This window comes from Streptomyces sp. NPDC044061 (assembly GCF_056434305.1).
Map to the genome: position 1 here is coordinate 21,516 of NZ_JBWKFL010000045.1, position 23,847 is coordinate 45,362.

Annotated in this window: 22 protein-coding genes; 12 read left to right on the plus strand and 10 right to left on the minus strand. The window is 70.6% G+C overall.

All coding sequences use genetic code 11. The features are described from left to right. Positions 1-107 precede the first annotated feature (107 nt). Positions 108-992 carry an IS110 family transposase gene (locus AC07CM_RS41510; protein ID WP_478881723.1) on the minus strand — a complete coding sequence of 295 codons (885 nt, stop codon included), beginning with the start codon at positions 990-992 and terminating at the stop codon, positions 108-110. A 230-nt stretch (positions 993-1,222) separates the two neighbouring features. On the opposite strand from AC07CM_RS41510, the gene AC07CM_RS41515 reads away from it, so the two are divergent. The 7 genes from AC07CM_RS41515 (at position 1,223) to AC07CM_RS41545 (ending at position 10,633) form a co-directional block, all read left to right on the plus strand. Beyond that, entirely contained in the window at positions 1,223-4,420 is a 3,198-nt protein-coding gene (locus tag AC07CM_RS41515; protein WP_478881724.1) for a type I polyketide synthase, read from the plus strand. A gap of 69 nt (positions 4,421-4,489) precedes the next feature. Beyond that, entirely contained in the window at positions 4,490-5,488 is a 999-nt protein-coding gene (locus AC07CM_RS41520) for an aldo/keto reductase (protein ID WP_478881725.1), read from the plus strand. Beyond that, positions 5,488-6,519, plus strand: a complete 1,032-nt coding sequence (locus tag AC07CM_RS41525; RefSeq protein ID WP_478881726.1) for an ABC transporter permease — start codon at positions 5,488-5,490, stop codon at positions 6,517-6,519. Before AC07CM_RS41520 ends, AC07CM_RS41525 begins: the two co-directional genes overlap by 1 nt. Positions 6,520-6,529: 10 nt before the next feature. Continuing rightward, complete coding sequence (locus AC07CM_RS41530; RefSeq protein ID WP_478881727.1) at positions 6,530-7,399, plus strand: ABC transporter permease; 870 nt, start codon at positions 6,530-6,532, stop codon at positions 7,397-7,399. Next, the gene (locus tag AC07CM_RS41535) at positions 7,392-8,204 is read left to right on the plus strand and encodes an ABC transporter ATP-binding protein (protein ID WP_478881728.1); all 813 of its coding nucleotides are present in this window, start codon (positions 7,392-7,394) and stop codon (positions 8,202-8,204) included. The genes AC07CM_RS41530 and AC07CM_RS41535 overlap by 8 nt, the downstream gene beginning before the upstream one ends. Continuing rightward, complete coding sequence (locus AC07CM_RS41540) at positions 8,191-9,009, plus strand: ABC transporter ATP-binding protein (protein ID WP_478881729.1); 819 nt, start codon at positions 8,191-8,193, stop codon at positions 9,007-9,009. The genes AC07CM_RS41535 and AC07CM_RS41540 overlap by 14 nt, the downstream gene beginning before the upstream one ends. A 79-nt stretch (positions 9,010-9,088) precedes the next feature. Continuing rightward, a complete protein-coding gene (locus AC07CM_RS41545) occupies positions 9,089-10,633 on the plus strand; it encodes an ABC transporter substrate-binding protein (protein ID WP_478881730.1) in 1,545 nt (514 codons plus the stop codon). On the opposite strand, the gene AC07CM_RS41550 is transcribed toward AC07CM_RS41545, so the two are convergent. Both AC07CM_RS41550 and AC07CM_RS41555 read right to left on the minus strand, forming a co-directional pair. Next, positions 10,617-11,996 (minus strand): NtaA/DmoA family FMN-dependent monooxygenase, encoded by a 1,380-nt coding sequence (locus AC07CM_RS41550; RefSeq protein WP_478881731.1) that lies wholly within the window; start codon positions 11,994-11,996, stop codon positions 10,617-10,619. The genes AC07CM_RS41545 and AC07CM_RS41550 overlap by 17 nt on opposite strands. Positions 11,997-12,049: 53 nt before the next feature. Continuing rightward, on the minus strand, positions 12,050-12,655 hold the full coding sequence (locus AC07CM_RS41555) for a TetR/AcrR family transcriptional regulator (protein WP_478881732.1): 606 nt from the start codon (positions 12,653-12,655) through the stop codon (positions 12,050-12,052). Between the two features lie 126 nt (positions 12,656-12,781). On the opposite strand from AC07CM_RS41555, the gene AC07CM_RS41560 reads away from it, so the two are divergent. Continuing rightward, the gene (locus tag AC07CM_RS41560; RefSeq protein WP_478881733.1) at positions 12,782-14,245 is read left to right on the plus strand and encodes an MFS transporter; all 1,464 of its coding nucleotides are present in this window, start codon (positions 12,782-12,784) and stop codon (positions 14,243-14,245) included. 357 nt (positions 14,246-14,602) lie between these two features. Further along, the gene (locus AC07CM_RS41565) at positions 14,603-15,646 is read left to right on the plus strand and encodes an LLM class flavin-dependent oxidoreductase (RefSeq protein WP_478881734.1); all 1,044 of its coding nucleotides are present in this window, start codon (positions 14,603-14,605) and stop codon (positions 15,644-15,646) included. Here the strand turns inward: AC07CM_RS41565 and AC07CM_RS41570 are convergent. Together AC07CM_RS41570 and AC07CM_RS41575 are read right to left on the minus strand one after the other, a co-directional pair. Continuing rightward, a complete protein-coding gene (locus tag AC07CM_RS41570; RefSeq protein WP_478881735.1) occupies positions 15,606-15,821 on the minus strand; it encodes a ferredoxin in 216 nt (71 codons plus the stop codon). The genes AC07CM_RS41565 and AC07CM_RS41570 overlap by 41 nt on opposite strands. Positions 15,822-15,853: 32 nt before the next feature. Next, positions 15,854-17,053 (minus strand): cytochrome P450, encoded by a 1,200-nt coding sequence (locus tag AC07CM_RS41575; protein WP_478881736.1) that lies wholly within the window; start codon positions 17,051-17,053, stop codon positions 15,854-15,856. 227 nt (positions 17,054-17,280) lie between these two features. Here AC07CM_RS41575 and AC07CM_RS41580 point away from each other — a divergent pair, with 227 nt between their 5' ends. Next, positions 17,281-18,300 carry an LLM class flavin-dependent oxidoreductase gene (locus tag AC07CM_RS41580; protein ID WP_478881737.1) on the plus strand — a complete coding sequence of 340 codons (1,020 nt, stop codon included), beginning with the start codon at positions 17,281-17,283 and terminating at the stop codon, positions 18,298-18,300. 208 nt (positions 18,301-18,508) lie between these two features. Here the strand turns inward: AC07CM_RS41580 and AC07CM_RS41585 are convergent, their stop codons facing one another. Beyond that, positions 18,509-18,652: a hypothetical protein gene (locus tag AC07CM_RS41585; protein WP_478881738.1), complete on the minus strand. Its 144-nt coding sequence runs from the start codon at positions 18,650-18,652 to the stop codon at positions 18,509-18,511. 19 nt (positions 18,653-18,671) lie between these two features. Here AC07CM_RS41585 and AC07CM_RS41590 point away from each other — a divergent pair, with 19 nt between their 5' ends. Further along, a complete protein-coding gene (locus AC07CM_RS41590; RefSeq protein WP_478881751.1) occupies positions 18,672-19,238 on the plus strand; it encodes a cupin domain-containing protein in 567 nt (188 codons plus the stop codon). A gap of 658 nt (positions 19,239-19,896) precedes the next feature. On the opposite strand, the gene AC07CM_RS41595 is transcribed toward AC07CM_RS41590, so the two are convergent. From AC07CM_RS41595 to AC07CM_RS41605, 3 genes are all read right to left on the minus strand, one after another. Then, complete coding sequence (locus tag AC07CM_RS41595) at positions 19,897-20,739, minus strand: protein kinase family protein (RefSeq protein ID WP_478881739.1); 843 nt, start codon at positions 20,737-20,739, stop codon at positions 19,897-19,899. 70 nt (positions 20,740-20,809) lie between these two features. Then, entirely contained in the window at positions 20,810-21,262 is a 453-nt protein-coding gene (locus tag AC07CM_RS41600) for a glycine-rich domain-containing protein (protein ID WP_478881740.1), read from the minus strand. A gap of 187 nt (positions 21,263-21,449) precedes the next feature. Beyond that, the gene (locus tag AC07CM_RS41605) at positions 21,450-21,692 is read right to left on the minus strand and encodes a hypothetical protein (RefSeq protein ID WP_478881741.1); all 243 of its coding nucleotides are present in this window, start codon (positions 21,690-21,692) and stop codon (positions 21,450-21,452) included. Positions 21,693-21,805: 113 nt separating this feature from the next. Here AC07CM_RS41605 and AC07CM_RS41610 point away from each other — a divergent pair, with 113 nt between their 5' ends. Further along, the gene (locus tag AC07CM_RS41610; RefSeq protein WP_478881742.1) at positions 21,806-23,146 is read left to right on the plus strand and encodes a hypothetical protein; all 1,341 of its coding nucleotides are present in this window, start codon (positions 21,806-21,808) and stop codon (positions 23,144-23,146) included. Here AC07CM_RS41610 and AC07CM_RS41615 read toward each other — a convergent pair. Further along, a complete protein-coding gene (locus tag AC07CM_RS41615) occupies positions 23,124-23,657 on the minus strand; it encodes an NUDIX hydrolase (protein WP_478881743.1) in 534 nt (177 codons plus the stop codon). The two genes, AC07CM_RS41610 and AC07CM_RS41615, sit on opposite strands and share 23 nt — an antisense overlap. Between the last annotated feature and the right edge of the window lie 190 nt (positions 23,658-23,847).

Sequence of the window (23,847 nt, forward strand, 5' to 3'; positions counted from 1 at the left end):
TCGCCCTGGCAGCGCTTCGCCTTTCCCTGCCCCGCTACGCGGGAGCTTCGTTTCCTCCCCGGCCTGAAGGCCGGGGTATCCACGAAGGAGACCTCCCAATGACGTTGTCAAGCTGCCGTAGTGACGGGCGGTATGGGCTGGTAGCACCGTCCGTCACGCAAGAGGGCCCACAGGACGTTGACTCGTCGGCGGGCGAGGGCGAGCACGGCTTGCGTGTGACGTTTCTCGATGAGCTTGCCGGTCTCGGTGATCTTCTCGTTGAGGGCCATCACCTCCCCGGCGAGGGTGTGCACCATCTGTGCGGCGAGCTTCTCGCCGGGCAGCGCGGTGTGCTGCCGTCCGGCGGCCTCGACGGCTGCGGCGGCCATGGCCTGGGCGCCTCGGACCTTGCGGTTTCGCAGCCAGGTCTCCAGCCGCTTGGCGCCGACACGTCGCAGGGCGGCCGGGGTCTGGTAGCCGGTCAGCAGGACGAGGGGGCCGCTGTTGGTCAGGTCCAGGGCCCGCTCCAGCGCCGGGAAGACGTTCAGCAGCTGTTCGCGCAGCCGGTTGATGGTCCGGGTCCGGTCGGCGACCAGGTCGCTGCGGCGTGCGGTGAGGATCTTCAGCTCGGTGGCAGCCTCGTCGCCGGGCCGCAGCGGGTTGAGGTCGCGGCGCAGGCGGGCCTGGTCGGCGATCACAGCCGCGTCGCGGGCGTCGGTCTTGCCGGTTCCCCGGTAACCGGCCGAGGCCCGGTTGACCGCCAGGCCGGAGATGTAGATCAGCCGCTGGTCGTGGTTGACGAGCAGCCCGATCAGCAAGGCGGCTCCGCCGTCGGCCACGTCCACCGCCCAGGTGACGTCTTCGCCGAGGGCCAGCACATCGGCCATCAGGGTCAGGAGTTCTGGTTCGTCGTTGGCCACACGGCGCGACAGCAGCCGGTTTCCGTCCTGGTCGATCACCACACAGTGGTGGTGTTCCTTGCCGATGTCCACGCCGGCCCAGATACGGGTCACGGGCACCTCCACGAGCTCGCTGTTGCACAGGTCCGCAGACGACCATGCCGGCATGGTCCTACTCAGCGACGTTCTCGCAACTCCCAATCGGCGGCCGGGTCGTCACGGGGTGCTGGGCGGCCAGGTCTCCAGAGCCACAAACGGCAACCCGATGAAAGCCACACCCAGCACCCCTGGGTGAGCCAACCCTACGAATGGCTCGCTCAGCCCGAGCAAGAAGGTAGGACCCGATGACCACCACGACCACCGAGGATCGGCTCCGCGACTATCTCAAGCGAGCCACCACCGATCTGCGACGCACCCGCCAGGCCCTCGACGACGCTGAGGATCGCGCCCGCGAACCCCTCGCCATCATCGGCACCGCCTGCCGCCTCCCCGGCGGTGTCGACTCGCCCGCCGCCCTGTGGCGCCTGGTCGACGAAGAGCGCGACGCCATCGGCGCGTTCCCCGACGACCGTGGCTGGGACCTCGATGCGCTGTACGACCCCGACCCGGCCCGGCCCGGCACCAGCTACGCCCGGCACGGCGGCTTCCTGACCGCCCCCGGCGACTTCGACGCCGCGTTCTTCGGCATCGGGCCGCGCGAGGCGCTCACCATGGACCCGCAGCAGCGCCTGCTTCTGGAGACCGGCTGGGAGGCCGTCGAACGCGCAGGCATCGACCCGGTGTCCCTGCGGGGCAGCGACACCGGGGTGTTCGTCGGCCTCGTCGCCCAGGACTACGCGCCCCGGCCCCATGAAGTTCCCGGCGAACTCGACGGCCACTTCATGACGGGCAACGCCGCGAGCGTCGCCTCGGGCCGACTCGCCTACACGCTCGGCCTCGAAGGCCCCGCCGTGACCGTGGACACGGCCTGCTCCTCTTCCCTCGTTGCCCTGCACCTGGCGGGGCAGGCGCTGCGCGCGAGGGAGTGTCGGCTCGCTCTCGTCGGCGGTGTGTGCGTGCTGGCCGGGCCGCGGGTGTTCCTGGAGTTCAGCCGGCAGCGCGGACTCGCCCCCGATGGGCGGTGCAAGGCGTTCGCCGCCGCGGCCGATGGTACGGGGCTCGCCGAGGGCGCCGGGATGCTGCTCGTGGAGCGGCTCTCCGACGCCCGGCGACTCGGGCACCCCGTGCTCGCGCTGGTCCGCGGCAGCGCCGTCAGCCAGGACGGCGCGAGCAACGGACTGACCGCGCCCAGCGGCCCCGCACAGGAACGCGTCATCCGCCGCGCTCTCGACCAGGCCTGCCTCGTCCCTGACGAGGTCGACGCCGTTGAGGCACATGGCACCGGGACCACCCTTGGCGACCCCATCGAGGCCCACGCGCTGCTCGCTACCTACGGGAGCGGTCGTCAACGTCCGCTGTGGATCGGGTCGTTGAAGACTAATATCGGGCACACGCAGGCGGCCGCGGGCGTCGCGGGCGTCATCAAGACCGTCGAGGCCCTGCGCCATGAGAAGCTCCCCGCGACCCTTCACGTCGACCGCGCCTCGCCGCACATCGACTGGTCCGCGGGCACCGTCCGCCCGCTCACCGAACCGCGGCCCTGGCCTCGCACCGCGGGACGGCCGCGCCGCGCCGGCGTCTCCTCCTTCGGTATCAGCGGAACCAACGCCCACGTCGTCCTCGAGGAGGCTCCGCGCCTCCCGGCCCCGGCCGGGAATCTCCCCGCCCCGGCCGCGGACGCGGCGGCCCTCGACGCCACCGCCCCCTCGTACCCGGAACTCCCGCGGACCCGCCCCCGCCCCTGGATCATCACCGCCCGCACGGACCAGGCCCTGCGCGACGCGGCCGCCGCGCTGCTCGCCCATCTCGACCAGGCGCCGGGCACCCCGCCCGACGACATCGCCCACTGGCTGGCGTACGGCCGCACCCGCTTCCCGCGCCGCGCGGCTGTCACCGGCGCCGATCGTGCCTCGCTGCGGGATGCGTTGCGCGCCCTCGCCGACGGCAAGCCCGCTCCCGGGTTCGCTCTCGCCTCACCCCGCCCCACCGGCCCGCTCGTCCTGGCCTTCTCCGGCCAGGGATCCCAGCGGGCCGGCATGGGACGCGAGCTGTACGAAGCCCACCCCGTGTTCGCGGCGGCCCTCGACGACGTACTGGACCGCCTCGCACCGAAGCTGAGCGGCCACCTTCCGCTGCCGCTGAAGGAGGTGATGTTCGCCGACCCGGGCACCCCCGAGGCCGACCTGCTGCAGCGCACCGGCTACACCCAGACCGCCCTGTTCGCTTTCCAGCTCGCACTCGTACGGCTGCTCGAGGCGCACGGGCTGCGCGCCGACGCCGTCATCGGGCACTCCATCGGGGAACTCGCCGCCGCCCACGTCGCCGGCGTCCTCGGCCTCGACGACGCCGTGGCGCTCGTTGCGGCCCGCGCCCTGTCGATGGAACGGCTGCCGCGGCAGCGCGGCGCCATGCTCTCCGTCCAGGCCGCCGAACGCCACGTTCGCCCCCTGTTGCGCCCGCACGCGGACCGGATCGCCGTCGCGGCCGTCAACGGAGCCCGGTCCACCGTCGTCTCCGGTGACGTCGACGCCATACGCGCCGTGGAGGAACGCTGTGGAAGGCTCGGTCACCGCACCCGCCGGCTCACGGTCAGCCACGCCTTTCACTCCCCGCACATGGACCCCGTGCTCGACGACCTGTACGCCACCGCCCGCACGCTCACTGCGGCCGCGCCCCGGCTGCTGCTCGCCTCGAACGTCACCGGGACGACCGCCGGCCCGGGCGACCTCGCCGACCCCGGTTACTGGGGCAGTCACGCCCGCGGCACTGTCCGCTTCCACGACGGGCTGCGCGCCCTTGCCGAAGCCCTCCCGGGTCATCCGGCGTACCTGGAGGTCGGCCCCGATGCCACGCTCACCCCGCTGATCGCCGTCGCCCAGCCTGACACGGTCCATGTGCCGCTCCAGCGGCGCGACCTATCGCAGAGGCAGGCCCTCGACCTGGCGCTCACCACGCTCGCCCTGCACGGCCGGACCATCGCACCCGCGGAAGAGCATCTGAAGAACGCTCCCGTGTCCCCGCCGACCGACCTGCCCACCTACCCCTTCCAGCGGCAGCGGTACTGGCTCACCACACCCGGGCCGCGCCCCGGCGCCCTCGTCCCTCAGGAACTTCGACCGGACGAGCCCGAGGGCGAGTTCGTAAGCGTTCTGACCGTCGCCGAGGGGCACGAACGCGAACGGCTGCTGCTGGAGCGGATCAGGGCGCACGCCGCGGACGTCCTCGGCCACGACGGCCCCGACGCTGTCACCGGCGACCTCGCGTTCCAGGAGGTGGGGCTGACCTCCTTCGCCCTGCTCGATCTGCGCAACCGGCTGTGCGCCGACACCGGACTCGAACTCGCGCCGGTCGTCGTCTTCGACCATCCCACGCCCGCCGCCCTGGCCGCCCACCTGCACCGCACGCTGCCCGCGCACCCCGCGCCGGCTTCAGAGGCGGTTTAGCCCGCCCGGACATGCTGTGCGGCACGCAGCAGCGCACGCACGTACGGCATGACCAGCGGGAGGAAACCCATGAGCGACGGCCTGCCCACGCGCCGCCTCGGCGCACTCGAAGTGGCCGCGCAGGGCCTTGGAGGGCTCGGCATCAGCGAGTTCTACGGGCCCACTGACGACGCCGAGTCGCTCGCCACCATCCACCGGGCCCTCGAGCTGGGCGTCACGCTCATCGACACCGCCGACGTGTACGGGCACGGCGCGAGCGAGGAACTCATCGGCAAGGCCCTCGCCGGCAGCCGACGCGAACAGGCCATCGTGGCAACGAAGTTCGGGGTGGTGCGCAGTGGCAGCGGCATCGGCCAGGCGGTGCGCGGTGACGCCGCGTATGTGCGGCAGGCCGCCGACGACTCGTTGCGCCGACTCGGGCTGGACCACATCGACCTGTACTTCCAGGCCCGCGTCGACCCGGCCGTCCCCATCGAGGAGACCGTCGGCGCGCTCGCCGAACTCGTCACCGCGGGCAAGATTCGCTTCATCGGCCTGTCCGAGGCCGCCGCGGCCACCATCCGGCGTGCGCACGCCGTCCACCCGATCACCGCGCTGCAGACCGAATGGTCCCTGTGGTCCCGCGGTATCGAGGCGGAGATCGCCCCCACGGCGCGCGAGCTGGGCATCGGCATCGTGCCCAACGCGCCCCTCGGCCGCGGGTTCCTCACCGGCCGCTACCGCGACGTGTCCGCCTTCGGCGAGCACGACTTCCGGCGCCTGGCCCAGCCCCGCCTGACCGCCCGCAACCTCCCCCACAACCTGGCCCTCGTCGACCGGCTCGCCCCGCTGGCGAAGGACAAGGGCGTCACTGTGGGCCAGCTCGCCCTGGCCTGGGTCCACCACCGCGGCCCCGACGTCGTACCGATCCCCGGCACCCGGCGCGTCGACCACCTGGAGGAGAACCTCGCGGCCGCGACGCTCGACCTCACTGCCGACGAACTCGCCGCCGTCGAGGAGGCGCTGCCCGCGCAGGAGGTCGAGGGCACCCGGCTCACCGAGTTCAGCCTGCAGTTCACCGATCGCTGATGGCCGCCCCGACCCTGTCCCGCGACGCCCCGGCGGCGCTCGGCCCGGTGGATATCCGTCGGCGCCGCCCGGGAATCGCACGGCCCCTGCGCCGCGCCCTCACGCTGGTCCTGCTCGTCGTCGTGCCGGTGGCCCTGCTCAGCTCGCTGATCGTGTTCACGCTCGGCCATCTGTCGCCGGTGGACCCCGCCGCGGCCCGGCTGGGAGAGAACGCCACCGCAGCCGACGTGGCCCGGCTGCACCGGCTGTGGGGCCTCGACCGACCCTTCGCGCAGCAGTACCTGTCCTGGCTGGGCCACGCTCTCACCGGCGATCTGGGCCGCTCGTACCTGACCGACATCCCGGTGGCCGACGCGATCGCCCAGCGCCTGCCCGTCGATCTGTCGGTGGCGCTCGTCGCGCTCGTGGCGGCGGTGCTCATCGGTGTCCCCGCCGGGCTTGCGGCGGGTGTGCGGCCGGGCCGGCGCGTGGACCAGGCGGTGACCGCGCTCGGTTCGTTGGCCGTGACGGTGCCGGTGTTCCTCGCCGGTATCTGGCTCGCACAACTGTTCGCCGTGCACCTCAAGTGGTTGCCGGCCACCGGATACGCGCCGCCCGCGGCGGGCGTGGGGGAGTGGCTGCGGCACGTCCTGCTGCCCGGACTGTCCCTCAGCTTCGTCGTCGCCACCGCCCTCGCCCGGCAGCTGCGCACCTCGCTCGCCGGTGCCCTCGCCGAGAACTTCGTCGTCGGCGCCACCCTGCGCGGTCTGAGCGCGCGCCGCGTGCTGTTCGTGCACGTGCTACGCACCGCCGCCGGACCGGCGGTGTCGCTGATCGGCCTGGAGGTGCCCGAACTCCTCGGCGGCGCGGTGGTCGTGGAGGCCGTGTTCGGGCTGCCCGGCCTTGGCCAGTACGCGCTGAGCGGCGCCGCCTCCCACGACACCGCCGTCGTCCAGGGCGTGCTCCTGGTCACCGTGGGCGTGGTGCTGGTCGCCAACCTCCTCGTCGATGCCCTCATCGCACGGCTGCGGCCCGAGACCCGGAAGGGATGAACACCGCGCCATGATCACTCGGACCGCCCGGCGCCTGGCAGCCGCCCTGCCCACGGCGTCGGCACGCATCGCGGCCGTACTGCTGCTCGGCGTGCTGGTGCTCACTGTGTTCGGACCGGCGCTCGCGCCGTACGACCCGCTGGCCCAGAACTCCGATGCCGTCCTGCGCGGCCCCGGACTCCACCACCCGTTCGGCACCGACGAGCTGGGCCGCGACGTCCTGAGCCGGCTCATCACCGGCACTCGGCCCACCGTCCTCAGCGCGCTCGCCATGGTCGGCATCGGGGTCGTGGGCGGTGCCCTGCCCGGGATCGCATCGGTGCTGCTCGGCCGCAGGGCGGCGGGCGTCGCGCTGCGCGGCGTCGACGCCCTGCTCACCCTGCCCGGCGTCGTCGTCGCCATCGCTGTCGCCGGTGTGTTCGGCAACGGCCCGGCGACCGCCGCCCTCGCCGTCGGCGCCCTCTTCGCACCACGCCTGCTGCGCGTCGTACGGGCCGAGGCCCTCGGCTACGCGCACACCCAGTACGTGGAAGCCGCGGAACTGCTCGGCGCGTCCCGCCTGTGGATCGTGCGCCGGCACATCTGGCGCAAGACCCTGCCCACGCTCGGCGTCACCACGGCTCTGACCGCCGGATACGCCGTCCTCGCCACCGCCGGCCTCGGCTTCCTCGGCCTCGGCGTGCAGCCACCGCACCCCACCTGGGGCGGCATGCTCGCCGACACCGTCCAGCAACTGTGGCAGGACGCATGGGGCCCGCTGTGGCCCGGTCTGTTCATCATCGCGACGGTGTGGTCGTGCAACGCCCTCGCCGACACCCTGCGCCGCGGCGAGCCCGCGGCCCCCGTCCCCGGCACGGTGAAGGAGGCCACCCGTGTCTGATCCCGGTCCCCTCCTGTCCGTGGAGGACCTGACGATCTCGGCCGCGGGCACGGACACGCCGCTCGTCCGCGGTGTCGGCTTCACCCTGCGCCGCGGACGCACGCTCGGCCTCGTCGGCGAGTCGGGCAGCGGCAAGACCCTCACCTGCCGCGCCGTGCTCGGCGTACTCCCCGCCGGATGCACTGTCACGGCGGGGCGGGTCCGGTTCGCGGGCCAGGACATCACCCGGCTCGACCGGCGCGGATGGCAGCCGCTGCGCGCCGCCCGCATCGGCGCCGTCTTCCAGGACCCCGGCTCGTATCTCACCCCGTCCCTGACCATCGGCAGGCAACTGCGCGAGGTGCTGCGGGTACGCGGCGGGGCCACCCGCGCCGAAGCCCGCGAGCGTGCCCTCGACCTGCTCGCCGAGGTCGGCCTGCGCGATCCCGCGCGCGTCGCCCGGCAGATCCCCGCGCAGCTGTCCGGCGGCATGCAGCAGCGGGCCATGCTCGCCCTCGCCGTCGCCTGTCACCCCGACCTGCTGGTCGCCGACGAACCCACCACAGCCCTCGACGCACGCACCCAGCGGGACGTCCTCGCCCTGCTGCGTTCCCTGCGTGAACGCCTCGGCCTCGCCATCCTGTTCGTCTCCCACGACCTGGAGGCAGTTGAGGAACTCTGCGACGACATCGGCGTGTTCCGACACGGAGAGCTCGTCGAGGTGGCGCCCGCGCACAAGCTCCTGAACAGCCCGGAACACCCTTACACCCGCTCGCTCCTGACGGCCGCGGGCCTGCTGGAGGAGGAGCCGTATGCCCGCTCCTGAACCCGAGCCCGTCCTGCGCGTCGACGACCTGGCCGTCACATACCGCGCCCCCGACGGTTCACGGCACCGCGTCCTCAACGGCGTGCACCTCGCTGTCCCCGCCGCCACCGTCACCGGTGTGATCGGGGAGACCGGATCCGGCAAGACGACCCTGGCACGTGCCGTGCTCGGCCTGGTCACCCCAACCTCCGGCAGCGTGCACCTCGACGGCCGTGACATCACCCGCCTGAGCCGTCGCGCCCGCCGCGCGCTGCGCCGCCAAGGCACCCTCCAGTACGTCTTCCAGGACCCGCTGCGCTCCCTCGACCCGGACCTGACGGCGGCCGACTCGATCACCGAGTGCCTCGCCGTGCGCCGTGAGGGCAACGCCGCCGCGCGTGCCGCACGCGCCGCCGAACTCCTTCAGCTCGTCGGCCTCGACCCTGCGTTGGCCGACCGGACGCCAGGCCGGCTGTCCGGCGGACAGCGCCAGCGCGTCGCCATCGCCCGCGCCCTGGCCGCCCGGCCTCGACTGCTCGTATGCGACGAACCCGTCAGCGCGCTCGACGCCTCCGGCCGCGCACAGATCCTCGCCCTCCTGGGCCGGCTCCGCGACGACCTGCGGCTCGCCGTCACCGTCATCTCGCACGACCTGCCGAGCATGGCGGAGGTCGCCGACCGCGTCGCCGTCCTGCACGAGGGCCGCATCGTCGAGGAGGGCCCAACCCGCCAGGTCCTCACCGCTCCGGCCCACCCCTACACCCAGCTGCTCCTGGACGCCGCCCCCCGCACCCTCAAGGCCCGACTCGCCCGCCTCCCGGCGTGAGCCGACGACGCCCCGACCGCTCAGTTACGCACCAGCCGCCCGGAGCCAGCCTGTGGCCCCGGCCCGGAAAGGAACCCCAGTGAACCCGCACAGCGCCACACCGCACACCCGAACGGCCGCAGCGGTCCTCGCCCTCACCGCCCTGCTCACCGCGTGCAGCGGCACCGGGGGCGACAATACAGGCGCGGCCGGAGCAGCCCCCGGCGGCACCCTCAGCTGGTCCCTGCCCACGCCCTCCACCTGGGACCCGGTCACCTCCCAGTCCGGTATCGACGTCACCCCGCTCAGCCTGGTCTACGACTCGATCACCCGGCTCGGCCCCAAGGGGGAGGCCCGCCCCGGCATCGCCAGCAAGTGGGCGTACAGCAAGGACGGCCGGACCCTGACCTTCACCCTCCGTCCCAGCCTGACGTTCTCCGACGGCTCCCCCCTGAACGCCGAAGCCGTGAAGAAGAGCATCGAACGGGGCAAGACCCAGGCCGACTCCGGCATCGCCGGCCAGCTCGACTCCATCGCCACGATCAACGCCCCGAACCCCACCACCGTCGTCCTGCACCTGAAGCGCAAGGACTACGCGCTGCCGCTCGCGTTCGGCGGCAAGACCGGCATGGTCGTCAGCCCGAAGGCGGCCGCGGCCGACCCCAAGAAGCTCGCCACCGCACCGGTGGGCTCCGGTCCCTTCACGCTCACCAGCTACAGCCCCGACGGACAGGCCGTCCTCAAGCGCAACCCCGACTACTGGGACACAAAGGACATCCACCTGGCCGGCGTCACCCTTAAGTTCCTGTCCGACCCGCAGGCCATCGTCTCCGCGCTGCGCAGCGGCGAGACCCAGCTCGCCAGCTTCATCAACGGCACCCAGGTCGCCTCCCTGAAGGCGTCCGGCCTCGCCGTCGACGAGTTCCCGAGCCTGCAGGTGTCCAGCATCGAGGTCGACGCCAAGCTCAAGCCGTTCGACAACCCGCTGTTCACACAGGCCGTCAACCACGCCATCGACCGCAAGGCCCTGGTGAAGGTCCTCAACGGCGGCCACGGCGAGCCCACCGTACAGCCCTTCCCCGACAGCTACATCGCCTACGACCCGGGCAGTGCCGACGCCTACGCCTACGACCTGCCCAAGGCCAAGTCCCTGCTGAAGCGGGCGAAGTACGACGGCAAGCCGTTTCCGATCACCTGGTTCTCCAGCCCCGGCGGCATCGACCGGCGCGTGGAGGCGGAACTGCTGCAGGACCAGCTGAAGAGGGCCGGGATCAACACCACTCTGGAGCAGATCCCCGTCGCTCAGGTCGCCGACAAGGTGTACGTGAAGCACCAGGTCGCGTTCTTCCCGAGCGGTGTCTTCGGCCGGGAGTCGCCCGCGCAGCAGCTGTCGTTCGCGAACACCCCCTACGGCAGCTACGACGTCCCGGCCCTGACGAAGGCGCTCCAGGACGCCGGCGACCAGCCCGTGGACAGCCCTGGCTACGCCCCGGCGCTGCGCAGGGTCACGGCGCAGACCGTGCGCAGCGGCTCGAACATCATGCTGTTCACGTCACCGTGGCTGTTCGGACGTTCGAAGCAGGTCACCGGTTTCGCCCCGGCCATTACCTCGCCGCGGCTGGAGGGCGTCAGGCTGAGTTCGTGATCCGCTCGGCACTCGCCCGCGGGACCGCGGCCCGGTCCCGCAGGGCGACGTCCGGCAGCGCCAGACCGTAGTGCTCGCGCAGGGTGCTGCCCTCGTATGCGGTACGGAAGAGGCCCCGGCGCTGCAGGATCGGTACCACCTCGTCGACGAAAGCGGGCAGCCCGTCGAAGGTGACGTCCGGCATGAGGGTGAACCCGTTGACGGCCCCGGACTCGAACCACGCCTGGATCACGTCGGCGACCTGCTCGGGCGTGCCCACGGCCACCACATGCCCACCGCCACCGCCGCGCCGTACGATGTCGCGAACGGTGCGGCCCTCCAGGGCCAGCCGTGCCACTGCGCGGGCGTGGCCGCCGATGCGGTGCAGACCGCCGCGCAGGGCCTCGGGAACGGGCCGGTCGAGCGTCAAGTCACCGGCGTCGAGGCCGAGGGTGGCGGCCACTGCGAACAAGGCGCCTTCGTTTCCGCTGAGTTCGTCGAGCTCCTCACGGCGCTTGAGTGCCTCCTCCTCGGTGCCGCCGACGGAGGTGACCAGCCCCGGCAGGAACAGCACCGATCCGGCAGGGCGGCCGGAGGCGAGCGCGCGGGAGCGGATGTCGGAGATGTCGGCGAGCGCCGCGTCAGGATCGGCGACGGCGCTGAACATCACCTCGCCCGTGCGTGCCGTCAGCGTCCGCACACTGTCGGACACGCCGGCGTGGAAGATCACCGGGTGGCCCTGCTCGGACGGGGGCAGGTTGATCGGTCCGGCCACGTCGTAGTGGGCGCCGTGGTGGTGGATCGGGCGTATCCGCGCCATGTCGGCGTACCGGCCGGACGCCACGTTCGTGACCAGAGCGTCGGGCGCCCAGCTGTCCCACAGCTTGCGTACGACGGACACGAACTCCTGGGCGCGTGCGTATCGTTCGGCCGAGTCGGGCTCGTGGGCGGTGAAGTTCCCGGCGACGCGCGGGCCCGACGTGGTCACCGCGTTCCAGCCTGCCCGGCCGTGGCTGATCAGGTCCAGGGCCCGGAACCGGCGGGCGATGTTGTACGGCTCGTTGTACGTGGTGGAGGCGGTGCCGACCAGGCCGATGCGCTCGGTCACGACGGCCATGGCGGTCAGGATCAGGGTCGGTTCCAGGCCGTTGACGATCGGGTACTCGGTCAGATCGGCGTGGAGGCCGGGCACGTCGGCGAGGAACACCGCGTCGAGCAGCCCCCGTTCGGCGGTCCGCGCCACGTCCAGGTACCCCTCGATCCGGGAGAAGGCCACGGGATCGGCGCCCGGCCACCGCCACGCGCCGGGATGGTGGCCCGCGGCCACGGGGTGCACGTTCAGGTGCAGGGTGCGGGCGGGGTTCGGCTGGCTGTGCGCAGGCACGACAGGTCCCTCCTGGTCGTGTGGACGGGTGGGCCGCATCGTCCCAACGCGGTCTAAAGCCGCACTGAACCCGTCCCGGGCAGCACCAAGCCCTCCAGTATCAGGCGCAGGACCCGGGTGCCGGCGTCCCTGTCCGGCGCCGCGTTCTCGCTCACCCACCCGGCCGCCGTGAGCAGGTCGAACAGGTCGTCGGGGGTAAGGTCATCACGCACCTGGCCCGCCTCCTGCGCCGCCCGCAGCAGGTCGGCGCCGCAGCGGTGCATCGCGGTACAGGCCACGTGCGAGGGGGTGCCCTCGTCGTACATGGCCTTGGTGAGGATGCCGACCAGGCCGCGGAAGGTGCTGATGTGGGCGACGGCGCTCTTCATCCAGCGGGCGAGGGCGTCGAGCGGGTCGTTGTCGGCGGCGTATTCCCTGGCCTCGGCGACGAGCGTGTCCAGGCCCTCGCGGGTGGCCGCCTCCACGAGCGAGGCGCGGGTGGGGAAGTGCCGGTACAGGGTGCCGATGGCCACACCCGCCTGGGCGGCGATGTCCTCCAGCGAGGCGTCGGAGCCGGAGACCGCGAAGGCCTTGCGGGCCGCGGCGAGGATCGTGTCGTAGTTGCGCCGGCCGTCCGCCCGCTTGGGGCGCTGCGCGATGTAGGGCGCCGTCGATGCCATGGCCGTTCCTCCCGCGGTTGACTACATGAGGCAGCCTCAGCTTAACTGACCCCATTAAGTCGAGGTGGCCTCAGGTTAGCTGGTGAGCCGGGGCCGTCCGTCCAGGCCCTTCAAGGAGGCACTTCCATGTCCACCGAGACCAGTCCGGGAGCCGGGCCCGTGGCGCAGTCCCCGGCGCATGCGTCCCCCGCACCCTGGGGTCTTGTGCTGCTCGCCCTCGTCGGAGCGGAGTTCATGCTCCAGCTCGACGGCACGATCGTGAACGTCGCGCTGCCCGGCGCTCAGGCCGACCTCGGCCTGAGCGTCACCAGCGCCTCCTGGGTGCTCAACGGCTTCTTCCTCGCCTTCGGCGGCTTGCTACTGCTCGCCGGGCGCCTCGGCGACGTGCTCGGCCACCGCCGGGTCTTCCTCGCCGGCGTTGCCCTCGTCGGCGTCGCCTCGCTGGTCGCCGGCCTCGCCCCCGATTTCCCCGTCCTGCTGACCGGGCGCGTGCTGCAGGGCGCGGGCGCCGCGATCGCGGGCCCCACCGGCCTCGCCCTGCTCACGATCGAGTTCGAGGGAGAGCGCCAGCAGAAGGCGTTCGGCCTCTATTCCACGGTGACCGGCCTCGGCGCCGCCGCCGGGATGATCCTCGGCGGCGTGCTGACCTGGGCGGGCGACTGGCGCTGGACGCTCCTCGTGAACGTGCCCGTCGCCCTCGCCGTCGTCCTGATCGCATCGCGGGTGCTCACGCGTCATCCCGCACCGACGACGCGCCGCTCCCTCGGCGTCGCCGGCGCGGTCCTCGTCACGGGTGCCCTGGTCGCCCTCGTGTACGGCCTGGTCCGGGCCTCGGAGGACGGATGGGGCGCCGCCGGGACGCTGGTTTCACTCGGCGCCGCCGTCGTCCTGGTTGCCGTGCTGCTCGCGGTCGACTCGCGCGCGTCCGAGCCCCTGCTGCCGCTGCGGGTCTTCGCGCACCGCGAGCGCATCGGCGGCTTCCTCGGCCTGATCCTGCTGGCCGCCGTCCTGACCGGGTTCCTCTTCTACGTGGTCCAATACCTGGACGTCGTTCTCCGGTTCGGACCGCTGGAGCGCGGCCTGGCCATCTTGCCCTTCGGTCTCGGCATGCTGGTCACCACCCAGCTGCTGACCAAGTACCTGGCCGGCATCAGTCTCAAGGCGCGCGGCGTGATCGGTCTCGTCGTGGTCGCCGCCGCCGTGCTGTGGCTGACCCGGCTCGACGGCGCCAGCACGTACGCGGCCGACGTCCTGCCGCCCATCGTGGTGCTCGGGATCGGCGTGGGCCTGGCGATCGTGCCGGTCAACATGACGATCCTCGCGACGTCCCGGCCAGAGGACACGGGCATCACGGCGGGCATCCTGCAGGCCGCGCTGACCGTCGGCGGCACCATCGGACTCGCCGTGCTGCTCATCCCGTTCACCTCCGGCAGCGGCAAGCCCGCCGACACCATCTCGCCGCTGTTCTGGTGGGCGACCGGCATCGCCGTGGCGGCAGCGCTCGTGGTGGCCGGGTTCTGGTTCTCCGGCCGCGGCGCGAGCGAGACCGCGCAGGCTGGTCAGGGCGCGGACGCGGCCGAGCAGCACTGACCACCGACCGGACGGCCGGACAAGCGAAAAATCCCCCTCGCTCGACCGGCCGTCCTCCGCATACGGGCACGACTCCGTCGACCACTGACCAGCTGGCGTCCGGGCGCCGGTGTCCTTCTACGCCGACGCGGCGCTTTAGACCGGGCCAAGCCTCGGCCAAGGTCGGCCTTGGGGGAGGGACTCAGACTCGGGTCCGATCACCTGCGCTCGGGCGTCCGTGCGAGCACTCTCGTCCATGCGTCCCTGTGATCCCGCGAGGCCGACCGGAGCCATGACGGCACGTCATCCCCACGCACCGAACCCACGCCTGCAACCCCCCGCACCGAACCAACGAACACCCACTCACAGGAGCCCCGCATGACCGCGCTCTCCGTGCTCGACCAAGGCCCCGTCCGTGTCGGCGGCGCACCCGGCCACGCCCTGCGTGACGCGCTCGAACTGGCCCTCTTGGTCGAGGAACTGGGATACCGGCGCTACTGGGTGGCCGAGCACCACTCCACCGCCATGATGGGCACCTCCGCGCCCGAAATCCTCATCGCTCACCTCGCGGCCCACACCTTGCACCTGCGCCTCGGCACCGGCGGCATGATGCTCCCCAACCACCGCCCACTGCACCTGGCCGAGCAGTTCCTCACCCTCAACGCCCTGTATCCCGGGCGCATCGACCTAGGGGTCGGGCGTTCGTCGGGGACCGGCGATGCAACCACGTCCGCCGCGCTCGGCTGGAGCCGCGAACGCAGCGACCGCTTCGAGGAGTTGCTCGCCGAACTGCTCGGCTACGGCGGGGTGTGCCCGCTGCCCGCGGACCACCCCTACGCCGCGCTGCGCGCCGTGCCCGTGGAGATTCCGCTGCCCCCGGTGCACGTCCTGGGATCCAGTGTCGCCTCCGCTGAACGCGCCGCGCGCGCCGGCCTCCCGTACGCCTTCTTCGCCGCGTACGTAAACCCGGACACCGCCGTCGCCGCGCTGCGCCGCTACCGCGAGGCGTTCGTGCCGCACGCCTCGGACGCGCGACCGCACGCCGTGCTCGCGCTGCGCGTGTGGGCCGGTGAGGACGATGAGCACGCCCACCGCATCGCGGCCCCCGCCAAACTCGCAGTTCTGCAGATCCGCACCGGCCAGGACCCGCGCCTGCTGCCCGAGGAAACCGCGCTGGCGCACCGCCCCACCGAGGCCGAGCGCGCGGCCGAGGCACAACTCGACCAGCGCTCGGACATCATGGGAGGTCCCGACACCGTGCGTGAACGGCTCAGCGCACTGCTCGAGGCGTCCGGTGCCGACGAGGTCATGGCGCTGACCAACACGTACGACCCCGGCGAGCGCCGCGCCTCCTACCGGCGCCTCGCCGAGGCCCTGCAGATCACTCCCGCGGTGGCGGCGCACCCTCCTCGGACAGCTTGAGCGCACCGGACGGGCATAGCGCGACGGCCTCCCGCACAGCCTCGTACTGTGCCTCGTCCGGCTGCGCGGCGAGCAGGACGGTGAGCCCGTCCTCGTCGTGCTCGAAGACATCCTCCGCGCTCAGGACGCACAGGCCCGCCCCGATGCACAGGTTCCGGTCGGCGATGACGCGCATGATGACGGACTCCCTGTCCCTGCCGCGCTGGGCTACCACGTGACGGGCAGGGACACGAGCCCCTGCATAGTGCCGGTCTGACGCATCCTCAGCTCACTGGGATCCACGGCGAGCCGCAGCCCCGGAAGGCGCCGCACCAGCGTCCCGTACGCCACCTCCAGCTGAGTACGGGCCAGGCTCTGCCCCAGGCACTGGTGGATGCCGAAACCGAAGGTGAGGTGTTGACGGCTGCCGCGCGCCAGGTCGAACACATAAGGATCGGCGTGCACCGACGGGTCGCGGTTCGCCATCGTCGACGACACGACGATCCCGTCGCCGGCCTTGATGCGCCGCCCCGCGATCTCGATGTCGTCGGTCACCCAGCGCACCCCGCCGAAGTCCGTCACCGCCGTGATCCGCAGCAGCTCCTCGACGGCGTCCCGGACCGGCACCCGGCCCTCCCGCAGCGCGCTTAGCTGCTCGGGGTGGTCGAACAGCGCCACCACCCCCAGCGGAATCATCGACGAGGTCGTCTCCAGCCCCGCGATCAGGAGCACCATCGCGAGCTGTACCAGCTCGTCATGGCCCAGTTCGCCCGCAAGGACCCGGTGCGCCAGACGCCCGAGCAGCTCCTCGCCCGGCTCACGCTCCTGCGCCGAGACCAGCCCATCGAGGTAACCGAACAGCGCCTTGCCAGCCGCGTTCGTCTCCTCCGGCGTGCTCGCCTGCATCACCCCACGTGTCGCGTCCTGGAAGAACGCGTGGTCCTCAAACGGAATTCCCAGAAGCGCCGACATGGCGAGCCCCGGAATGGGCACGGCGAAGTCCGGCACAAGATCGGCCGGCGGCCCCTTGTCCAGCATCGCGTCGACAAGCCCGTTGATGTCAGCCTCGATGCGCGGCCTGAGCGCCCGGGCATGCTTCAGGCCGAATTCCGGGTTGAGCAGTCGACGATGGATGTCGTGGCTGGGCGGGTCCTCACCGACAAGCACCAGTTTCCTGGCCTCCTCGGCTCCAAGATGCGGCGCCATGGTGGGGTACTCGTCGAAAGCGCGATCGGAGGAAAGACGCGGATCAGAAAGGATCTCGCGGCTCTCCGCGTAACCCGTGAACAGCCAGACCCGGCGCCCGTTCCACAGGGTGACCTGGTTGACCGGACCGCGCTCCGCTATGTCCCGGTAGATGTCGGGCGGCTGGTAAGGGCACGTACGGCGCTGCGGGAACGGGGGCGCCTCGACGGCGTCGGCGGACAATGCGGCCTCCGTAGGCTGAGGACTGTCTGAGACGAAGCCGACCGTAACCACGTCACCTGAATACCGGCAATGAGCGAACCCGGCAGAATTACCGACGATTTGGCCATTCCTTGTGCCGCATTAGGGATCGATTTAGACGCGGCGAAGACAGAGTTTGCCAGGGGCCTCGATCCTGGAAGCGAACCACCGCCGTCACCATCCACGTCACCAGCCTGAGGGGATTCCCTGTGCGGATCGGCATCACCTACCTCGGCGTATCGCCCACCGTCGATCGGGAATCGGCCCGCGAGAAGTATCACGAATTCCTGCGTCAGGTGGAGTGGGCCGGCGGCCACGACTTCGCTGGCATCTGGATCACCGAACACCACTTCTCCGGCTACAGCCTGAGCGCCTCGCCGCTCCTCCTACTCACCCGGGCCGCAGCAGCGGCCCCGAACCTGCGGATCGGGACCGGCATCCTGGTGCTGCCACTGTGGGACCCAGTGCGGCTCGCAGCCGACCTCGGCACGCTCGACACACTCTCCGACGGCCGGCTCGACGTCGGCATCGGGCGGGGCTACCAGCCCCACGAGTTCCGAGGATTCGGCCGTGCACTGGACACCAGCCGCGAAAGGTTCGAAGAGGCCACCGATCTGCTGGTGCGGCTCCTCGAAGGCTCTGTCGAGCCTTACGCCGGGAAGTACCACACCGTGGACGCGCCGGTGACCGTGCTGCCGCGCCCGGTGCAGGACCCGCGTCCCCCCGTGTGGCTGGCGGCGGTGAGCCCCGAGTCGACGCGCTTCGCCGTGCGCCGCGGTTTCCACCTGCTGGGCCTCGCGCTAGCCACACCCGCCGAACTGGCCAAACAGTGGCAGACGGCGCAGGACCTGGCCGCAGAGGAGGGAACCCGCGCGGACGGCCTGGAGTACGGCGTGAACCGGTTCGTGTACTGCGGCACCGACCCGGACGGGCGCCGCGACGCGGTTCGTGAGGTGGCACGCCAGATCCAGACCTCCCGCGCCTTGGCCAGGGGCGCCGTTCCCGACGGTGGTCTGCCGCCGCTGCCCGCACGCATCGACCCTGCGGACGAGGCCCTGGCCGCCGAACGCCTCCTGGCCGGCTCCCCGGACGAGATCCGCGAACAGCTCACCGCGCTCGCCGAGGCAGGGGTCACCCAGGTCAACGCAGCCTTCGAGTACGGTGCTCTGTCGGCTGAGAACGCCTTCGCGTCGCTGCGCTTGTTCGCAGAAGAAGTGCTGCCGGTCTGACCGAAACTGACCCGGGACACGCCTCCGCACTCCGCGGTTTGCTGCTTTTAATGTGTTGGGCGGGGCGAGTGCATGCGCTCCTGGTGGACCGCTACGGAGAGCGCCGTGCCCGCGGCGGTGTTCAGGCGCGGGCGCCAGGTCGACCATCGTCCGTACCAGCGTTCCGCAGGGCCTCATGACGCTTCAAATCCGACCTCACGTCACAAGCTCAGTGCCGAGCCAGGAACTCCTCGGTGAGGTCGTGCAATCGACGTGCGGCAAAGCTGTCGAAGTCCGCCGTGCGCACGTTCAGTTCGCGCTCCTCGACGAACGCGCTGCCCCGCTGCAGCGCGATCCCACGCGAAATCCTCACCAGGACGGTGCTTGTGACTATCTCCCGATCCTTCTCCCAATCTGTCGAGCGCTCTGCTCCTGCGGTTGCTGTTCAGGCCGAAGCTCCCGCCCGGTTCCCCACGCAGGCGGACCTCCTCGACTTTGTGCGGCGTACGGCCGCCGACGCGGAACTGATCGCTTCTCTCCCGCTCGACCCTGAGGGGCGCACTTGGGTGCGTCTCGAGGGCCCTGGTGGTAGTGAGACGTGGCTGATCGGCTGGCCGCCGGGGACCGGCACCGGCTGGCACGACCACGCTGAGTCGGTGGGCGCCTTCCTGACCGCGTCGGGCGAGCTCAAGGAGTACTCGCTCGCCGCCCGGCTGCCCACTGATGGGTGGAAGACGCTGGAGCTCACCGAGGGGGTGGATCGGCAGCGACGGCTGGCGGCCGGCCAGGGTCGTGCGTTTGGCCGCTATCACGTGCATGAGGTGCTGAACGAGTCCACCGACGGGCACGCGATCTCCGTTCACGCGTACTATCCGCCCCTGCCGCAGATCCGCCGCTACAGCCGAACGGGACAGGTGCTGCGCCTGGAGCAGGTCGAGCGGCCGGAAGACTGGCAGTGAGCGCAGTGATCAAAGAGGCAGGTCGGTATATACGAGTTCGTGGAGCGGATGCCGAGCTATGAGCGGATCGGCGCCCGTTACGCGTACGACGCCGTGCAGACTGTATTGTCTCCGCCACCGCTCCGGCGGCCCCACCCGCTCAGCGCGCAGCCCGACCAGGCGGACAACCAGAGCAGGAAGCAACTCGACCACTCCGAGCAAGGAGCAGGCAGACCCAGACCAAGCGTGACGATGCCGCCCGACCAGTCACGTTCCGCAGCGCGGCGGACAGCAAGTCGCAGGCGGAGCGCAGGAGCCAGGCGGCTTCGTCGACGACGTCCAGGCCAAGGGCGGAGCGGAGCGCCGTGACGCATGGAGGAAGCGTGGCTGAGGGGGGCCGGGGGGTGCTGGAAACCACGTGGCGGCCGCTCGTTCGGCGCAACCGTCGTCGTGGCTGACTTTCGGTGGCTCAGGTCAGAGCCCTCTCTAACTCGACATCACAGCACCGGGGTTGCGGCAGCACCCGAATCAAGGCACGCCGACTGCCCCGGTACCATCGGCACCGGGGTCCTGATCAGGACTTCAGCGACCGGACCACCCGGAATGCTGTCCAGACTGAGGGTGGTCCGGTCTTTGGTTCTTGGCCTTCGCTGTATCAGCTGCGTTGGGCGAGTGGGCCTCAGAGGCAGTTAAGGGCTTTGCCCACCTCGAAGATGGTCGGCCGATCTTCGGGGGCGTGGCTGAGCATCGCGTCGACCAACTTGCCCAGCTCACCAGGCGCCTTGACCGGTCGGCGTCGGCCGTCGGCCACTGCCTCTCTCTGGAGGGGGCGTGGAGCGTCGTCCGGGTACTCGACGGCTCGCCAGCCGGTGGCGGAGATGAGCAGAGAGGCGCCGAGCGCGTAGATGTCGGCTTCCGATGTCGGCTCGGCTTCCCCCGTGTCGAGCACGCTGCGTGCGATCTCCGGGGCTTCGTAGTGGACGAGGCAACCGCGGAACGGGAAGTCGTAGCCCTCAGGCACGTGCCCGCCCTGGGCAAGGGCGAGGTCGATGAGGTGCGTCTGTTCCGGCCCGATGATGAAGTGCGCGGGCTGTACGTCACCGTGCGCCCAGCCTTTGGCATGGAGTTCTGCCAGCGCCTCGACGCACCCCAGTGCCACGCTGATGTGCGGTTCGATCGACGATCCTGGCCGGCGACACGGCTCCCACAGCTGGTACAGGTCAGGCCCTTCGTGCCACGGCTGGAAGTTCCAGGTTCCGTGTTCCCATTCGCCGTACGCGAGGTCGACCAGGCCGAGGCGCAGCAGAACGGCCCCCTCACGTGCGGGGGCGAGGGCGGTCCAGGGCTGGGCGGACCACTCGGCGGTGGCCTCGATCGGATAGCCGACTTTCACGGCGTAGCGGCCCCGATGGCTCTGAACCTCCCAGACCATGGAGCCCCGGCGGTTGAGGACCAGGTTCTGGGCCGTGGGCATGAGCGCGTCGAGCACCACGATCGGCAGTTCAGGGGGTGACCCGGACAACGTCTGTTCTCCTTCCGGGCGAACGCGGCCGACCATGATTCGAGGCCGGCCGCGTCGCTGCTGTCGTGCGCTAGTCCTGATAGTCCTGACCGTACGGACGGCCGCAGTCCGAGTCGCATTGCGCGAGGTTCGTGCCATCCACGGTCCACAGGTCGTCGAAGACCATGAACCTGGCCGCCTTCATGGCGCGTGCCGCGGTGATGACCTTCAGCAGGTCGCGGGGCCCGCCGCCCGGCTTCGGGTTGTGGTGCAGGAAGCGGCCCGCGTACCGCTCGCACAGCCTCGCGTACTCCCTCGTGTGCAGGATCAGCGCGTGCAAGCCGAGGTCCACGTCGTCCGAGGGGACCATGGGGACGTTGGCCGTGGCGGCGGTGACCAGGAAGGCGACCGCCTGGTCCGCGATCCGCTCCGCACGCTCGGGTGACTGCCCGTTGTGGATGACCACGAAGTGCGTGAGGCTCTCGAACAGCTCCTCACCAGCCACCGCGCGACCGGTCTTCAGATCGTTCGCCGTTGCCGTCATGCGATTACTCCTTGTGTGTGGCGGTGCGTGGGTTGGATGGCCGGCCCCGAACGGGGGAAGGGGGAGCCGGGGAGTTGGCACCCGCCCGTCTACTGGCCCATGGCGAGAGCCATACCGATCACCAGGCCGCACGAGCCGCTGATCAGGATCACGAACAGGACTCCTGCGTACCGGCCGACAGCGCGCATCACAGTCCGTCCCGGCTGTTGCCGTTCCTGATGGCCAGACGGGCGCTCAGTTCCTCCCGTGGACTCGGCGCCACCACGTTGTCCGGCATGACATCCCATTCCGTGGCGCCGCCGATCGGTCTCATCTGCACCCGATCGTCCACCGCACCCATGACGACGCCGATCCGGTCCCGGGCGCTGTCCTTCGCCAGTTCACCGATGCCTGGTCTGGTCTGATGGTTGCTCGCCATGGAAAGGAGCATCGCGATCCGGAGGGCCGTGCCAAAAGGTCAGGCTGATTACCCAACTTGGGTAACATCGCGGCAAGTAGAGAATCAGCGACGTTGCGTAGCCCTCGCAGTGTGGGAGCTTGCCGATGCCCGACGCAGACCGGCCGCAGGAACTGCCAGCCAGGCTGCTCACCGATCCCGAGATGATTGACGCGTGTCGAGTGCGGGACTTCGCCAGAGTCTTCAGGCTGGTGAAGACCAAGGCGGGTATCTACCCATCCATGATCGCCAGACGCTGCGAGCTGACTCCCAGCCGTGTCGGCGAAGTCATCGCCGGACAACGCCAGTTGCTGCATATGGACGTCATCGAGCGCATCGCGGACGGCTTGCGCATCCCTGGACACATGCTTGGGCTTGCCCGTCGGGGGTGGGAGACGCCTCAAGCGCTCGTGATCACCGAGCGAGAGACTCCCCAAGCACCGGAGCCTGAGCAGCAGATCCCCGCTTCGTTACCCGGTCCCGATGTGGACAGCATCTTGGCTCTGGCCACGCGAACGAGCCTGAACGCGGCCACACTTGAAGCCTTCCGCTCATCCATCGAGGACTACTGGCGACGGGACGACCAGCACGGAGGCGAGGCACTGCGGCCGGCCATCGTCGGGCAACTCCGCCATGTCGTTGTTCTCTTGAAGGAGAACCGACCGCCATCCATTCAGAACGGCCTGTACGGAATCGCGGCCGAGCTGGCCCGCCTCACCGGCTGGACCTACTTCGACGCCCGCCAGTACAACCAGGCCCGCGCGTACTTCACCGAGGCCCTGCAACTGGCCAAGGAAATCGACGACCGCCAGTTCATGGCCAACGTCCTTGCCTGCATGAGCTTGCAGGGCACGTACCAGGACAAGCCCGCTGACTCGCTGGCCTTCGTGACTGCTGCCCAGGATCAGGCACGCTCGGCCGTCGACACCACCCCACGAGTCCTGTCCATGCTGTCGATGCGTGAAGCCTTTGCTCACGCCACTCTCGGCAACCGGGACTCCACTCACCAGGCAATCAGAGAAGCTCACCGCCACTTCGAGCGGATCCGAGTGAGCGATCCGGACCCGTCCTGGGTGACGTACTTCGACGAGACGAAGCTGATCGTGGACACGGGGATCGCTCACGGCCGGCTGGGCGAGGCGGCAACCGCCGAACCCCTGATCGCGGACGCGTTGCGGCGCGAGGCCCGTACCAATCAGCGTGGTCGGGCGTTTCACTCGTTCTGGCTTGCCCGTACGCAGCTGGATCAGGGCAAGCTCGACCAGGCATGCGACACCGCTACGCAAGCACTGGAACCTGCGTCGGCAGTGGCATCCGAGCGAGTGGCCGGCCATCTCAGGGAGTTCTACGACCAGTTGGCGCCACACAGGCAGGAGCCCGTAGCGCTGGCCTTCGAGGCTCGGCTACGGGCACTCCTCCCGCCGGTCAGCGGATCGCTTCGTCCATGAGCAGGTACAGCAGGCCGACGAGCGAGCCGCTGCTCACGACCTCCCGACGGTCGACCATGCCCCGCACCTCTGAGAGGGAAACCCACTCGATGCGGTCGGACTCGTTTTTCTCCGTGGGAGGCCCGGAGTAGGTGGCGCCGTCGATCCGGAAAACGTGGTGCTGCGAGTCAGTGATCCCGTTAGCCGGCTCGGCGTAGATCAGGGGCTTGATGGGGCCGGGGCGCCAGCCCGTCTCTTCCAGGACTTCGCGGGCTGCAGCCTCTTCGGGCGTTTCGCCTTCTTCAACCAGGCCCATAGGCAGCTCCCAGGCCCACGAGTCAGTGATGAAGCGGTGCCGCCACATCATCAGAACCTCTTTGCGGTCGTTGACCACGGCAGCCACGGCCAGGTGCCGCAGGCGAACGACGTGGTACTCCCACCTGCGCCCGTCAGGCTGCTGGACGTCCACCAGACACAGATTCACCCACTTGTTCGTGTAGATCTGTCGCTCACCGTGAGTCTTCCACTCCATACCTGCGGCCCCTCTCGATCGGTCCCCAGGATCTCAGACCGATCTGGAGGCGGGCGCATGTTCGGCACTTTTCGCGTCGCCTTGACGAGATGCCCCGCTTGCCTCGCGCTCCGGCTGGAGCGGCCAAGCGTCAGGCGGAGGATCTAAGGAGCAGAGGTGTGTGGTCGAGCAGTTGTCTGCCGTGATGCGG